Annotated in this window: 12 protein-coding genes and 2 pseudogenes; 7 read left to right on the top strand and 7 right to left on the bottom strand. The window is 73.0% G+C overall.

The window, feature by feature from the left end; all coding sequences use genetic code 11:
- Window positions 1–117 precede the first annotated feature (117 nt).
- Both fdhD and FU792_RS04550 read right to left on the bottom strand, forming a co-directional pair.
- Window positions 118–966 (bottom strand): formate dehydrogenase accessory sulfurtransferase FdhD, encoded by an 849-nt coding sequence (gene fdhD, locus FU792_RS04555; RefSeq protein ID WP_022926214.1) that lies wholly within the window; start codon window positions 964–966, stop codon window positions 118–120.
- A gap of 104 nt (window positions 967–1070) precedes the next feature.
- Entirely contained in the window at window positions 1071–2156 is a 1086-nt protein-coding gene (locus FU792_RS04550; protein WP_149814571.1) for an IS110 family RNA-guided transposase, read from the bottom strand.
- Window positions 2157–2431: 275 nt separating this feature from the next.
- Between FU792_RS04550 and FU792_RS04545 the strand changes: the two genes are divergently transcribed.
- Window positions 2432–3901 carry a PQQ-binding-like beta-propeller repeat protein gene (locus tag FU792_RS04545; protein WP_022924140.1) on the top strand — a complete coding sequence of 490 codons (1470 nt, stop codon included), beginning with the start codon at window positions 2432–2434 and terminating at the stop codon, window positions 3899–3901.
- A 10-nt stretch (window positions 3902–3911) separates the two neighbouring features.
- On the opposite strand, the gene FU792_RS19120 is transcribed toward FU792_RS04545, so the two are convergent.
- Both FU792_RS19120 and FU792_RS19115 read right to left on the bottom strand, forming a co-directional pair.
- Entirely contained in the window at window positions 3912–5294 is a 1383-nt protein-coding gene (locus tag FU792_RS19120) for an MGH1-like glycoside hydrolase domain-containing protein (RefSeq protein WP_420876870.1), read from the bottom strand.
- Window positions 5295–5901: 607 nt separating this feature from the next.
- Window positions 5902–6594 carry a hypothetical protein gene (locus FU792_RS19115; RefSeq protein ID WP_420876859.1) on the bottom strand — a complete coding sequence of 231 codons (693 nt, stop codon included), beginning with the start codon at window positions 6592–6594 and terminating at the stop codon, window positions 5902–5904.
- A gap of 90 nt (window positions 6595–6684) precedes the next feature.
- Between FU792_RS19115 and FU792_RS04535 the strand changes: the two genes are divergently transcribed.
- Window positions 6685–7374 carry an SDR family NAD(P)-dependent oxidoreductase gene (locus FU792_RS04535; protein WP_022924142.1) on the top strand — a complete coding sequence of 230 codons (690 nt, stop codon included), beginning with the start codon at window positions 6685–6687 and terminating at the stop codon, window positions 7372–7374.
- A gap of 59 nt (window positions 7375–7433) precedes the next feature.
- Window positions 7434–8353 (top strand): annotated as a pseudogene (locus FU792_RS04530) (FAD-dependent oxidoreductase).
- 165 nt (window positions 8354–8518) lie between these two features.
- On the opposite strand, the pseudogene hflX reads toward FU792_RS04530, so the two are convergent.
- Together hflX and FU792_RS04520 are read right to left on the bottom strand one after the other, a co-directional pair.
- Window positions 8519–10032: pseudogene (gene hflX / locus FU792_RS04525) on the bottom strand (GTPase HflX).
- Window positions 10033–10101: 69 nt separating this feature from the next.
- Window positions 10102–10401 carry a hypothetical protein gene (locus FU792_RS04520; protein ID WP_022924145.1) on the bottom strand — a complete coding sequence of 100 codons (300 nt, stop codon included), beginning with the start codon at window positions 10399–10401 and terminating at the stop codon, window positions 10102–10104.
- A 208-nt stretch (window positions 10402–10609) separates the two neighbouring features.
- Between FU792_RS04520 and FU792_RS04515 the strand changes: the two genes are divergently transcribed.
- Window positions 10610–11233, top strand: a complete 624-nt coding sequence (locus FU792_RS04515; RefSeq protein WP_022924146.1) for a class I SAM-dependent methyltransferase — start codon at window positions 10610–10612, stop codon at window positions 11231–11233.
- A 9-nt stretch (window positions 11234–11242) separates the two neighbouring features.
- Here FU792_RS04515 and miaA read toward each other — a convergent pair whose 3' ends face one another.
- Window positions 11243–12178, bottom strand: coding sequence for a tRNA (adenosine(37)-N6)-dimethylallyltransferase MiaA (gene miaA, locus FU792_RS04510; RefSeq protein ID WP_022924147.1), 936 nt, complete (start codon window positions 12176–12178; stop codon window positions 11243–11245).
- Between the two features lie 62 nt (window positions 12179–12240).
- On the opposite strand from miaA, the gene FU792_RS04505 reads away from it, so the two are divergent.
- From FU792_RS04505 to FU792_RS04495, 3 genes are read left to right on the top strand one after another with little or no spacing between them, the layout of a single operon-like run.
- A complete protein-coding gene (locus FU792_RS04505; protein WP_022924148.1) occupies window positions 12241–12591 on the top strand; it encodes a DUF4282 domain-containing protein in 351 nt (116 codons plus the stop codon).
- A 44-nt stretch (window positions 12592–12635) separates the two neighbouring features.
- Window positions 12636–12893 (top strand): hypothetical protein, encoded by a 258-nt coding sequence (locus FU792_RS04500; RefSeq protein WP_143554145.1) that lies wholly within the window; start codon window positions 12636–12638, stop codon window positions 12891–12893.
- 22 nt (window positions 12894–12915) lie between these two features.
- A complete protein-coding gene (locus tag FU792_RS04495) occupies window positions 12916–13734 on the top strand; it encodes a pyruvate, water dikinase regulatory protein (protein WP_238706043.1) in 819 nt (272 codons plus the stop codon).
- Window positions 13735–13736 lie beyond the last annotated feature (2 nt).

Genomic DNA, 13736 nt, shown 5'->3' with positions numbered 1-13736 from the left:
GCGCCTGAGCAGAGAAGCACGCTCGGCGCAGGGGTTGCTGCACCTGTCTCGGGCACCCTTCTCTGCTCAGCTGGGGTGCGGGGGCCACGGAGCTGCCCTCGCCTGCCCCCGCCCTGCTCAGGCCCCGACGGCCAGGACGCGCCCGGCGCCGGTGTAGACGTTGAGGCTCTCGCCGCGGTTGAAGCCGACGAGCGTCATCCCGGTCTCCTCGGCGAGCTCGACGGCGAGCGAGGAGGGGGCGGAGACCGCCGACAGCATCGGTATGCCGGCCAGCGCCGCCTTCTGCACCAGCTCGAAGGACGCCCGTCCGGACACCTGCAGGACCGCGCCGCGCAGCGGCATACCCCGGTCGCGCAGGGCCCACCCCACGACCTTGTCGACGGCGTTGTGCCGCCCGACGTCCTCGCGCAGGCAGGCCAGGCCCAGCTCGCCGTCGTCGCCGGGTAGGAACAACCCCGCGGCGTGCACCCCACCGGTCCGGTCGAAGACGGTCTGCGCCTCCCGCAACCGCTCCGGCAGGGCCAACAGCTCCGCCAGCGGGTATGCCGTCGTGTCGGCCCGGAGGTCGTGCGTCCCGGTGCGGCGCACCGCCTCGATCGAGGCGGTGCCGCACACGCCGCACGAGGAGGAGGTGTAGACGTGCCGCTCCAGGGACGGGTCCGGTGGCGCGACGCCCTCGGCGAGCTGCACGTCGACGACGTTGTAGTCCCGCAGCCCGTCGGCGCCGATGCCCGAGCGGTAGTCGATCTGGGCGACGTCCGCCCAGGACCCCACGACCCCCTCGCCGTGCAGGAAGCCCACGGCGAGGTCGAAGTCGTCACCGGGGGTGCGCATCGTCACCGAGAACGACCGGCCGCCGACCCGGATCTCCAGCGGCTCCTCCCCCGCCACGACGTCGGCCCGGTCGCGCTGCGTCCCGTCCGCGAGCAGCCGCCGCACCCGCCTGCGCTGGGTGACCCTCGCCATGGCTCCACGCTAACGGTCCGCGCCGCCGCCCACCGCACAGACCCCGGACGCCTGAGCCACCTCCTCGCCCGCAGGTATGCCGACCCTGATGCTCCTATGACCTGTCAAGCGGCTGGATCGAGGGTTGATGGTGCTTGCGGTGGGGCTGTGTCGTGGGCGAGTTCGGCGCGGATGGTGGGCAGGAGCTCGCGGACGAGGTAGCGCTTGAGGCAGCGGATGATCTCGGGTTTGCTCAGGTTCTGCTCGCTGCGTCGGGCCCGGTAGGCCTTGGTCCTGTCGTCGTGGCCGAGACGGACCATGATGATCCGCCAGAGGGCTTCGTTGGCGTGCCTGTCACCGCCGCGGTTGAGCCTGTGGCGGTCGGTGCGTCCGGAGGATGCGGGCAGTGGGCTGACCCCGCACAGTGCGGCGAAGGAGGCCTCGGACCGGATGCGGTCGGGGTTGTCACCAGCGGTGATGAGCAGCTGAGAGGCGGTATCGGGGCCGACACCGAAGTGGTCCAGCAGTCCGGGGGCGGTGTGCTTGACCAGGGCGTCGAGGTCGGCGTCGGCCTCGGCGATCTCCTCGGCCAGGACCAGGCAGCGGCGAGCGGTCCGGCGCAGCGCGAGCTTGACCGCCTGCTCAGGCTCATGCAGGCGGTCGCGGTCCGGGCGCAGCCGCGCACACGCCTCGACGCGGGTGGTGCCGCTGAGTCCGTGCAGCTGCTCGCGGACCGAGTGCGGCGCGGTGATGACCAGCTGCACCAGGGCGGAGCGGGCAGCGACCATCGCCTTCATCGCGGCCCTCTTGGTCGCCTTCAGCGCGCGCAGCGACTCCACCGGCCCGGTGCGCGTCTTGGGTGTCGTCGTGGCCGTCCTGGCCAGCACGGCCCGGGCTGCGGCCTCGGCGTCCAGCGGGTCGCTCTTGCCCCGCTGACGACGCTGCTTGCGATCCGCGCGGTCGACCTCGACCACGTCCACGTCCTGGGCTGTGAGGTAGCGGGCGAGCTGGGCACCGTAGGACCCGGTGCCCTCGACCCCGACGCGGTCGACCTGCCCGTGCGAGCTCAGCCATCCCAGGGCTCGCCTGTTACCCGCCGCGGTCGCCGGGACACTCCTGGTGCCCAGCAGCCGGCCCTGGGCGTCGAGCGCGGCCAGGGTGTGCGTGTCGGCGTGGGTGTCGACCCCGCCGATGACGGTAGATGTCACCATGATTGGCGTCCTTCCGACTCTGATCCAGTTGGTTGGACACGCACCACCGGTCGGGCGGACAGCACAGTGACGAGGCCTACGCCAGGCTCCTATCAGGTCACGATCCGTCTGGCTGGTGCGTGCGCCCCGTCCGGCGACAGATCAGGCCAAAGGCACCAAGCCGGTGGACAACAGGGTCAGCCGGGCGGGACTTCCATCGAGCGTAACGACGGCACCAACAGCATCACTGTGGACAACTTCTGCGACCGGCGCCCGACCTGTGCTGGGCTGTCGCCATGGGGAACCGCACGCCACTGACCGCAGCAGCCCTGCTCGCCGTCGTGCTCGCCGCCTGCACCGGCAGCCCCGGCGAGACCGACGCCACCACCTCCACCGAGCCGACCCGCGACGACGCGGCGTCGACCTCGCGCGCCCCCGACGACCCCGCCGCCACGACCACCTCCGGCCCACCCGTGGCCGAGCCCGCCGAGCAGCAGTGGCAGATCGTCACGCAGCCGATGTCCGCACCGGTGGTGGAGGGCTCGACGGTGCTCTACTACGCCTTCGTCGCCGAGGCGATGCAGCTCGTCGCGGTCGGCGCGGCCGACGGGGAGGTCCGCTGGCGGGCCCCGGCGACGATGTCCTCGGCCGTCACCGGAGTCGGGGCGCGCGTGCGGGTCGTCGACGGGCAGGTGGTCCTGCTCAGCCCGGCCGAGGGTGGCTCGTCACGCCTCGCACGACTCGAGGTCCGTGACCCAGAGTCCGGTGACGTGCTCGTGCGGACCGACCCGCAGGAGTTCGCCGACCTGCCGGAGCGGTGCGCCGCGGACGAGGACCGCGTGTGTGCCCAGGTCTACCGCGGCGGCCCGTCCGTGGACGTCCGGCTGACCGACGACGGCACGCTCCAGGACGCCCCCGCCGAGGGCCTCCCCGGCTGGCAGGACATCGGCTCGCTCGGGATGGCCCGCGAGACCGGGCAGCACATCGGCCGGGTGGTGGACGGTGAGCTGCTGTGGGACCTCGACCTGGGCGAGGTGATCGCCCAAGGGGCCTCGACCAACACGGGATGGACCTTCCAGGACGTCCTCGACGAGGAAGTGATCGTGGCCTCGGTGGGCACCCGCGACGCGTGGTCCGGCGACACCGTGACCATCGACGTGACCGACTACGCCGCCTTCGCCCTCGATCCCGCCGACGGGACCCTCGTCTGGAAGGAGGAGAGCACGGACGCCTTCTGCGACATCGCCGTGCCGGACCGCGAGCCGGCGGACGAGCCGCTGCTCGCGTGCCGGTGGAACTCCGGCACCGTGGTGGCCGGGGACGGCGACGTGGAGGCGGAGGACCTCGACGTGGAGCTCGTCCGCCTGGACCCGCGCTCGGGCGAGACGCTCTGGCAGCTCCCGCTGGGTGACGCGGAGGGACAGCTCGACGGCTGGCGCCCCGTCGTGCTCCCCGGGACCGAGGGCACCGCCGTGGTCGGCACCGGCGAGGACGCGCTCGTCGTGGACCTGGAGACCGGCGAGGCGAGCCCGGCGCCGGAGGACCTGGTCACCTGGGACGACGGCGCCGGTTCGGTCGACGTGCTGACCCTCGGCGAGCGCCGCAGCGTCAGCCGAGTGGGCGTCGTCGACCCCAGCACGCCCGACGGCTCGGACACCGTCACCTGGCCGCTGGCCATGCACGTCGGCGCCGAGGTGGAGGTGGACGGCACCGAGCTGCGGGTCGTCTCCCAGGACCACTCGGTCACCGCCTACCGCTCACCCTGAGCGCCACGCGTCAGCGGTTCGGTATGCCGTCCGGCGCGCAGATGAAGTGCGCCACGAGCGCGGTCCAGCCGGTCTGGTGCGAGGCACCGAGGCCGCGACCGTCGTCGCCGTGGAAGTACTCGCTGAAGGTCGGGTGGGCGTCCCACAACGGCCCGGTCGGGTGGTGCCGCGGCGTACTGGGCCGCCGCCCGTCCGGCCCGGGGCGGAAGAGCGAGACCAGCCGCTCCTCGACCTGGTGCGCGACCTGCTCCATCCCCATCCGGCGCCCTGACCCGGTGGGGTACTCCACCTCGACCCCGGCCCCGGCACCGCGGCCGTAGATCCGCAGGGCGTCCAGCAGCAGCGCGTTGACCGGCAGCCAGACCGGTCCGCGCCAGTTGGAGTTGCCGCCGAACATCCCCGAGTCGGACTCGCCGGGCACGTAGCGCAGCGACAGGTGGTGCCCCGCGATGGCGACCTCGACCCCGTCGCGGTGCGCCGCGGACAGCGAGCGGATCCCGTGCGGCCCGAGGAACTCGCCCTCGTCGAGCAGCGGCGCCAGCAGCGCCTGCCACTGGTCCCGGGAGATGAGCGACAGGGTGCGCAGCGCATACCCGCGGTGGTTGGTGTGGATGAGCGCGTCGGCGAGCTCGGGGCGCCGTTCGGTCCATCCCTGGAAGAAGTCGGTGAGGTCCGGCAGCTCGGTCGCCACCCAGTTCGGGACGATCGAGATGCCGGTGAGCGGCAGCAGCCCGACCATCGAGCGCACCGGCATCCGGTGCGCGGTGCCGTCGTCAGCGACGAGCACGTCGTGGAAGAACTCGTCCTCGGCGTCCCACAGCGAGGTGTGGTGCGTGCCGAAGTCGTCCAGCGCCTCGGCGATCGCAAGGAAGTGCACGAGGAACTTGGTGGACACCTCGTCCCACGCGTCGTCCTCGCGCGCCAACTCGGCCGACATCCGCAGCATCTTGAGGCAGAACATCCCCATCCAGGCCGTGGCGTCGGCCTGCTCCAGCCGCTGCCCGCCCGGCAGCGCCTCGCTGCGGTCGAAGAGCCCGACGTTGTCCATGCCGAGGAAGCCGCCCTCGAAGACGTTGGAGCCCTCGGAGTCCTTGCGGTTCACCCACCACGGGAAGTTGAGCAGCATCTTGAGCACGATCCGCTGCAGGAAGTCGCGGTCCCGCCCGCCGTCGATGCTGTAGACCTGCCACGCGGCCCAGGGGTGCACGGGCGGGTTCACGTCGGAGAAGTTCCACTCGTAGGCCGCCAGCTGACCGTTGGGGTGCATGACCCACTCGCGGCACATGAGCAGCAGCTGCCACTTGGCGAAGAACGGGTCGACGTGGGCGAGGGCGACGCAGTGGAAGGCGAGGTCCCAGGTGGCGAACCAGGGGTACTCCCACTCGTCGGGCATCGAGATGACCTCGGCGAGGTTGACGTGCCGCCAGCGGGTGTTGCGGCCGGACTGTCGGGTATGCCGCTGCGGTGGGGGCGGCGGCTGCGCCGGGTCTCCCTCGATCCAGCGACGCAGGTCGTAGAGGTAGAGCTGCTTGCCCCACTGCAACCCCGCGAAGGCGCGGCGCGCGATCAGGGTGTCTTCCTCGCTGGTGCCGGCGGGGATCACCGCGGCGTAGAACGCGTCGCACTCCCGGCGGCGAGCGGCGAGGACGTCCTCGAATCCCGCTGCGGGAGAAGGCTCCCCGTCCAGATCGGTCAGCCGTAGCCGGACCGTCACGCTCGCACCCGGCGCGACCTGTTCAAAGGCCCACCACAGGGCCGCCTTGGTGCCCTCCTGGTCCGGGTTGGTGGCGTCGGCGTGCCCGTGGACGACGGCCCTGTTGATCGCGTCCTTGGGGTAGGCCGTCGTCCCCTCCCGGACGGCGCCCTCGCCGTAGAGCGCGGCGACGTTGGTCTCGTTGTCGCAGAAGAGAAGTCGGGCTTGCGCACCCTCGGCGCCCGGGCCCGCCGACCCCGAGAGCCGCACCCGACCCAGCTCGTGGTGCTCGCCGACGATCGCGACGTCATACCCCTCGCGCGGGTCGCCCGCCCACAGCCGCGGACGACGTTCGTCGAGCCCCCAGCTCCACGTGTTGCGGAACCACAGCTGCGGGACCAGGTGCAGCGCAGCGGGATCCGGCCCGTGGTTGGTGGCGGTGATCTCGACGCAGATGTCGCTCGGGCTGGCCTTGGCGTGCGTGACCTGGACGTCGAAGAAGCGGTCCTCGTCGAGCACCTGGGTGTCGGCGAGCTCGTACTCCTCGTCGGCCACGCCGCGCTCGCTCGCCGTTGACGCGGACCAGCTCCTCGTAGGGGAAGGCCGCCTGCGGGTAGCGGTAGAGCCACGACGCGTAGCTGTGGGTCGGCGTCCCCTCCAGCGCCCACCAGTACTCCTTGACGTCCTCGCCGTGGTTGCCCTGCGGGTTGGTCAGGCCGAAGAGCCGCTCCTTGAGCCGGTCGTCCCGGCCGTTCCACAGCGCGAGCCCCAGGTTGAGGAAGCCGTCGACGTCGCACAGCCCGGCCAGGCCGTCCTCGCCCCAGCGGTAGGCGCGCAGGTGGGCGTGGTCGAAGGGAAGGTGCTCCCAGGCGTTGCCGTCGGCGGAGTAGTCCTCCCGGACCGTCCCCCACTGCCGGGCCGAGACGTAGGGCCCCCAGTGCCGCCAGGCGGCGCGCGAGTCGTCGGAGTCGGCGAGGCGGTCGTGCTCAGCGGTGCTCACGGCCGCCAGCGTGCCACACGCGCGCCGTCGTCAGCCCACACGGTGAGGCCCCGGCAGGACGGCCCACGCCCGCGCGTCTAGCGTGGAGGTATGCCTGCACGTGACCTCTCCGGCCAGCGCGTCGCCGTCGTGGGTGCCAGCGGCGCCCTCGGCTCACGCATCGCCCAGCACCTCGCCGACCACGGTGCCAGCCTGCTGCTCGTGGGCCGCGACGAGCAACGGCTCCGCGACACCGGCCTGGACGCCCCCGTGGTGGTGGCCGACCTGGTGGACGCGGGCGCGGGCGACCTGGTCGCCGAGGCCGCCCGGGAGCACCTCGGTGGGCTCGACGGCGTCGTCAACGCCGCCGGCGTGGCCGCCTTCGGCGCGCTCGTCGACACCCCCGACGAGGTGATCGAGGAGGTCTTCGCCACCAACGTCATCGGCCCCGCCTTCCTGCTGCGCCGACTGCTGCCGCTGGTCCAGGAGTCGCAGGGCTTCGTCGTCAACCTCAGCGCCATCCTCGCCGAGCGGCCGATGGCCGGCATGGGCGCCTACTCCGCGAGCAAGGGCGCGCTCACCGCCCTCGACCGAGCGCTGGCGACCGAGCTGCGGCGCGCGAAGGTGCGGGTCATCGACGTGCGGCCGCCGCACACCGAGACCGGGCTGGTCGACCGCGCCATCCACGGCGAGGCACCGAAGCTTCCCGACGGGCTCGAGCCGGACGAGGTCGCCCGGCGGGTGGTGCGCGCGATCGCCGAGGACGACTCCGAGGTCGCCTCGGACGACTTCGGCGGCTGACCAGCCCAGGTCCTCCCGCTCCCCCGCCCGGACCGGTCGGGCTGTGCCACACTGCGCCGATGCGAGCGGTGCTGGTGGTCGGGGCCGGGGTGGTCGGGCTGACCTGCGCCATCCGGCTGCTGGAGGCCGGTCACCGGGTCGACGTCGTGGCCGCCGACCCGCCGCCGGCCACGACCTCCGCGGTGGCCGCCGCTCTGTGGTACCCCTACCGCGCGCTCCCGCAGGACCGGGTCACCGCCTGGTCCGCCACGACCTACGGCGTCCTCGCCGACCTGGCGCAGGACCCGGCGACCGGCGTCGCGATGCGCTCCGGCACCGAGCTGCTTCGCACGCGACAGCCCGACCCGTGGTGGGCCGACGCGGTCCCCGACCTCACCCACGTCACCGACGTGCCCGGGTATGCCGGTGGCTGGCGGTTCACGGCGCCCGTGGCGGAGATGGGGACGCACCTGAGATGGCTGGCGGCGCGTCTGGAGCAGCTCGGCGGCACCCTGACCCGGGCCTACCTGGACCGGCTGCCCGAGAGCGAGGACGAGGGCGTCGACGTGGTCGTCAACGCCTCCGGGCTCGGCGCCGAGCGGCTCGTCGCCGACCCGACCCTGTCACCGGTCCGTGGCCAGGTGGTGGTCGTCGAGCAGGTGGGGCTGGAGCAGTGGTGGCTCGACCCGGGTGCGCCCGGCGGCCCGACCTACGTCGTCCCCCCCGCGACGACATCGTGCTGGGCGGCACCGACCAGCCCGGCGAGCGGGACCGCGAGCCCGATCCCGCCACCGCCGAGAACATCCTCGCGCGCGCCGCCGCGCTGGTGCCCGCCCTCGCCGGGGCGCGGGTGCTGCGGCACGCCGTCGGCCTGCGACCGGTGCGCCCGCAGGTGCGGGTCGAGCGGGTGGGTGACGTCATCCACTGCTACGGCCACGGCGGCGCCGGCGTGACCCTCAGCTGGGGCTGTGCCGCCGAAGTCGTGGAGCTCGCCGGATGAGCAACCGGACGGTTGGCGGCATACCCGGACCGTGTAAGCCCCGGCAGAGGGTGCCCGAACCCCCGGCGGACCCCGGACCGACGTCGGGGTAGCACGACCTCGATCGGCGAACATCCCGATGAGGCTTGTGCTCTGCCGTGGTCACTCCCGAGAGGGCGGGGAGGCTCAGACGGCGTAGGCGCCGAGCTGCCCGTGCAGGTCGGCGTCGACCTTGGCCTCGACCCGGGTGCCCTCGGCCGTGTGCTCCTCGCGCAGGATCTCGCCCTCGTCGTAGAGCCGGGCGACGAGGTCGCCTCGGTCGTAGGGCAGCAGGACGTCGACGAGGATCTCCGGGCGCGGCAGCGCCGCCTCGACCGCCTCCAGCAGCTCCTGCACCCCGTCACCGGTCTTCGCCGAGACGACGACCACCGCGGGTAGGCCCGCCGCAGCCGGTCGAGCACCTCCGGGTCCGCGAGGTCGGCCTTGTTGACCGCCACGACCTCGGGGATCTTCAGGGCGGCACCCTCGTCGATCTCGGCGAGCACGGCGTGCACCGCGTCGACCTGGCCCTCCGGGTCCGGGTGCGCGCCGTCGACGACGTGCAGGAGCACGTCGGCGTCGGCCGCCTCCTCCAGCGTGGAGCGGAAGGCCTCGACCAGCTGGTGCGGCAGCCGCTTCACGAAGCCGACGGTGTCGGAGAGCGTGTAGGCCCGGCCCTCCTCGCTCTCGGTGCGCCGGACAGTCGGGTCCAGCGTGGCGAAGAGCTGGTTCTGCACCAGCACGCCCGCCCCGGTGAGCCGGTTGAGCAGCGAGGACTTGCCGGCGTTGGTGTAGCCGACGATCGCGACGCTGGGCACCTTGTTGGTGCGGCGGGAGGAGCGCTTGGTGTCGCGCACCGTCTTCATGCCGGTGATGTCGCGACGCAGCTTGGCGATGCGGGTGTTGATGCGGCGCCGGTCCAGCTCGATCTTGGTCTCACCGGGGCCGCGGGAGCCGATGCCCTCACCGCCGGCGACCCGGCCACCGGCCTGCCGTGACATCGAGTCACCCCACCCGCGCAGCCGCGGCAGGAGGTACTGCAGCTGCGCCAGCTCGACCTGGGCCCGGCCCTCCTTGCTCTTCGCGTGCTGGGCGAAGATGTCGAGGATCAGCGCGGTGCGGTCGATGACCTTGACCTTGACGACGTCCTCCAGGGCACGCCGCTGGGAGGGCCCGAGCTCGCCGTCGCAGACGACGGTGTCGGCGCCCTCGGCGGCGACGATCTCCCGCAGCTCGGCGGCCTTGCCGCTGCCGAGGTAGGTCGCCGGGTCCGGCTTCTGCCGTCGCTGGATCACGCCCTCGAGGACGGTCGACCCCGCGGTCTCGGCGAGGGCCGCGAGCTCGCGCAGTGAGTTCTCCGCGTCGGCCAGCGTGGTCTGCCCGTTGTCCTCCCAGACGGAGGCGAGCACGACGCGTTCCAGCCGCAGCTGGCGATACTCGACCTCGGTGACGTCCTCGAGCTCGGTGGACAGCCCGGCGACGCGGCGCAGCGCGGCGCGCTCCTCGCGGTCGAGCTGGTCACCGTCCCGCGCGGTCTCCTCCCCCCAGGACCCCCAGTCCACCTCGCGCAGGTCGATGTCACTGTCCTCGCCGAGCGCCTCGGCACGGCGGTCGAGCAGCTGGCGGCGCTGGGCTGTGGTGTCGTCGTGCGGCTGGGCCATGATCTCCTTCTGGTCCGGTGCTCGCAGGTATGCCCGCGCCCCGGCTCACGTCGTCCCGGCTGGGTGGTCTCACCGCAGCCTCTCACTGGTGCAACGCCAGGAGCCAGAGATTTGTTGCCCGCGAACCCGCGGTGCTCGCATCCTCAGGTCCGCGAAGCGGTAGCGCGTCGGCGTGAAGGTGAAGCGTTCCTCCTCCCCGAGATGGTCCTCGGCGAACTGCAGATTGGCCTCCAGGGCGTCACCGCTGAGGTGGCGCGAGGCGATCGCCCGTGCCTCCTGCACCGTGGCCGGAGCCCGGTCCATAAGCTCCAGGTCGACGGACACGAACCGGGTCCGCAGGCTGACGGTGTGCACGACGAGCGTCGCCATCCCCGAGCCGGGCAGCAGTCTGGTTATGCGGGTCGTCGCTGAGGTCACCAGCCACACTCTTCGTGGGCGGCCCCACGCTTCGTCGCGATCCCCGCCGTCGTAGGCGGGGGCCGAGCGAGGATCCGCGGGGGTGGTGGCGCCCCGCGGGGGTGGGGGCGACCCGCAGGGGTGGGGACGACCCGTGGGGCGAGGTGGGAGACTGGCGGCGATGCCGACCGACCACTACTTCTCCGCCCAGCCGGCCTCCGACGACGGCCTGCGGCACGTGCGGACCCGCCTGGCGGGCCGCGATGTCGAGGTGGTGACGGCCGCCGGCATCTTCTCCCCCGACGGGATCGACAAGGGCACCCGCGTGCTGCTCGACCAGGCGCCCGCCCCGCCGGCCGCCGGCACCTTCCTCGACCTCGGCTGCGGCTGGGGGCCGCTCGCCCTCACCCTGGCGCTGGAGTCGCCCGACGCCCGGGTGCACGCCGTGGACGTCAATGAGCGGGCCCTCGACCTCGCCCGGCGTAACGCCGCCTCCCTCGACTGCGGCGAGGTCCGGGTCGACCGCCCCGACGACGTCGACCCGCAGACCCGCCTCGACCTCATCTGGTCCAACCCCCCGATCCGGGTCGGCAAGCAGGCGCTGCACGAGTTGCTGCTCACCTGGCTGCCCCGGCTCGCCGAGCACGACGACGCGGCGGCCTACCTCGTCGTCCAGAAGAACCTCGGCGCCGACTCGCTGCAGACCTGGCTGCAGACCAGCCTCCCTCCGGCGATGGGCCCGGTGCAGGTCACCCGGGAGGCGAGCAGCAAGGGCTTCCGGGTGCTGCGCGTCGCCCGCGCCTGACCCGCCGTCTCACCCGGCGGCGACCACCGCGAGCGCCCGGTCGAGCAGGTCCGGCGCGTCGTGCTCGAGCCACGTCACCCTCGGGTCGGGGCCGAACCACGACTGCTGCCGGCGGGCCAGCCGGCGGGTCGCGGCCGCGGTGTCCTCGACCGCCTCGGCCTCTCCGAGCTCGCCGTCGAGCTGGCGCAGCGCCTGGGCATACCCCACCGCCCGCGAGGCGGTCCGCCCCTCCCGCAGCCCCTCCCGCTCGAGACCGCGCACCTCCTTGAGCAGCCCGTCCTCCCACATCCGCGCCGCGCGGCGCGCGATCCTCGCGTCCAGGACGTCCCGGTCCGCCCGCAGCCCGAGAATCACCGTCGGCTCGACCAGCTCGCGCGTCGGCAGGGTGGCGCTGAACGGTCGCCCGGTGAGCTCGATCACCTCCAGCGCCCGCACCACCCGCCGGCCGTTGCGCGGCTCGATCCGTGCGGCCGCCGCCGGGTCGCGCCCGGCCAGCAGCGCGTGCAGCGCCTCGGCGCCCCTCGCCTCCAGCTCGCCCTCCCAGGCCGCCCGGACGCGCGGATCGGTCGGGGGGATCTCGAGCCGGTCCAGCAGCGCCCGCACGTAGAGCCCGGACCCGCCGACGACCACGGGCACCCGCCCGCGCGCCCGGATCGCGGCCAGGTCGGCGCGGGCCGCCTGCTGGTATGCCGCCACGCTCGCCTCCTCGCGCGCGTCGAGCACGTCGAGCTGGTGGTGCGGCACCCCCTGCCGCTCGGGCAGCGTGAGCTTGGCGGTGCCGAGGTCCATCTCCCGGTAGAGCTGCGAGGCGTCGGCCGAGACGACCTCGCCGTCCAGCGCGAGCGCCAGCCGCACCCCCAGGTCCGACTTCCCGGTCGCCGTCGGACCCACCACCGCCACCACGGGCGGCGCGTCGGGGTCCCGGTCGGCGGGCTGGTCCGGCATACCCGCAAGTCTGGCAGCGTGGGACGGTGATGTGGCGGCACCTCCCCCGCTAGGCTGGATCCATGACCTCCCAGCAGCCGGACGGCACCCCGGACCAGCCCCAGCGCCCGAACACCGCAGCGGGTCTCAGCGCCCTCTTCGACTTCAACTTCGACACCTTCGTCACACCGGTCATCGTCAAGATCGTCTACATGATCGTGACCGTCCTCGTGGTGATCCTCACGGTCGGCATCGCCATCACCGGGATCAGCTCGATGTTCCAGGGCGGCGCCGGGATCATCCTCGGCCTGCTCCTCATCATCGCCTCGCCGATCATCGGCCTGGTCTACCTCGCCTTCGCCCGGATGAGCCTGGAGCTCTACTACGCGGTCATCCGGCTCTCCGAGGACGTGCACCACCGCGGTCGCCTCTGACCGCCCCGGTTGCCGCCGGGTGCGGCGCGGTGCAGGCTGACGTCATGAGCCAGCAACCGAAGGATGCGCAAGGACCCGAGCAGGGCACCTTCGTCGGCGGCAGCATCGACTCCGACGAGGACACCCAGGCCGGCGTGCCCGTCGAGGACGAGCCCCAGGGCCAGGGTGACCTCGCCGACGCCCAGGCGTCGGCTAAGGAGCCCGAGCCGGCGGCCGACCCGGTGGCCGACCGAGCGCTCGCCGGTGACGTCGAGGGGATCGCGACCGAGCCCGCCCCGGGCGACCGCAACGAGCCGGTCTGAGCCGACGGCATACCCTCGGGCCATGGCGCGCCCCCCGATCGAGCTGCACATCATCGCCGACTCCACCGGCGACACCGCCGCCCGCGTGGCCCGCGCGGCCGCGGCACAGTTCCACGACCACGACATCCGCATCGTGCGCCACCCACGGCAGACGTCGTTGGACGGGCTGCACGACTCCTTCGCCCGCATGCGTCCGGACCAGGTGCGCACCGTCGTCTTCTCCACCGTCGTCGACGAGGCCCTGCGGCTGCGGGTGACCCAGCTCTGCGAGGAGCATGGGGTGCCGCACGCCGACCTGCTCGAGCCCGCCGTGACGGCGCTCACCGCGGTCACCGGGCAGGACCCGGAGCGGGTGGTGCGCCCGGTGGGGGTGGGCGAGGACTACTTCAAGCGGGTCGCGGCGATGGAGTTCGCCATCGCCAACGACGACGGCAACCTGTCCAACCACCTGCGCGAGGCCGACATCGTGCTCATCGGGGTGAGCCGCACCGGCAAGACGCCGCTGTCGATGTATCTCGGCTACCTGGGCTACCGCACCGCCAACATCGCGCTCGTCCCCGGCATCGCGCCGCCCGAGCAGCTCTTCGACGTCCAGCGGTGGAAGATCGTCGGGCTGACCATCGACCCCGAGCGGCTGCAGCAGATTCGGGGCCGCCGGGTGCGGGCCATGGGCAGCACCCAGGGCCATCGCGACGGCTACACCGACCTGGTGAGGATCTTCGACGAGCTGGACGAGGTCGCCCAGCTCCAGCGGAGCCTGGGCTGCCCGGTGATCGAGACGACCGACCTGGCGCTGGAGGAGGCGGGGGCGCGTCATCGAGGTGGTGCAGCGTCGCCGTGAGG

It is taken from the genome of Serinicoccus marinus DSM 15273 (assembly GCF_008386315.1).
GTDB classification, from domain to species: Bacteria; Actinomycetota; Actinomycetes; order Actinomycetales; family Dermatophilaceae; genus Ornithinicoccus; species Ornithinicoccus marinus.
The sequence above is the reverse complement of the archived record's forward strand: the minus strand, read 5'-3'. Positions and strand labels throughout refer to the sequence as shown.

Bases quoted from the DNA above. Each gene is read 5' to 3' on its own strand.
- FU792_RS04520 (WP_022924145.1), bottom strand. From the start codon at position 10,401: ATGGCGACGCTCGTCGTGCACACCGTCAGCCTGCGGACCCGGTTCGTG.
- FU792_RS04505 (WP_022924148.1), top strand. From the start codon at position 12,241: ATGACCTCCCAGCAGCCGGACGGCACCCCGGACCAGCCCCAGCGCCCG.
- FU792_RS04550 (WP_149814571.1), bottom strand. From the start codon at position 2,156: ATGGTGACATCTACCGTCATCGGCGGGGTCGACACCCACGCCGACACG.
- FU792_RS04535 (WP_022924142.1), top strand. From the start codon at position 6,685: ATGCCTGCACGTGACCTCTCCGGCCAGCGCGTCGCCGTCGTGGGTGCC.
- FU792_RS04500 (WP_143554145.1), top strand. From the start codon at position 12,636: ATGAGCCAGCAACCGAAGGATGCGCAAGGACCCGAGCAGGGCACCTTC.
- fdhD (WP_022926214.1), bottom strand. From the start codon at position 966: ATGGCGAGGGTCACCCAGCGCAGGCGGGTGCGGCGGCTGCTCGCGGAC.
- miaA (WP_022924147.1), bottom strand. From the start codon at position 12,178: ATGCCGGACCAGCCCGCCGACCGGGACCCCGACGCGCCGCCCGTGGTG.
- FU792_RS19120 (WP_420876870.1), bottom strand. From the start codon at position 5,294: ATGCCCGACGAGTGGGAGTACCCCTGGTTCGCCACCTGGGACCTCGCC.
- FU792_RS04515 (WP_022924146.1), top strand. From the start codon at position 10,610: ATGCCGACCGACCACTACTTCTCCGCCCAGCCGGCCTCCGACGACGGC.
- FU792_RS04545 (WP_022924140.1), top strand. From the start codon at position 2,432: ATGGGGAACCGCACGCCACTGACCGCAGCAGCCCTGCTCGCCGTCGTG.
- FU792_RS04495 (WP_238706043.1), top strand. From the start codon at position 12,916: ATGGCGCGCCCCCCGATCGAGCTGCACATCATCGCCGACTCCACCGGC.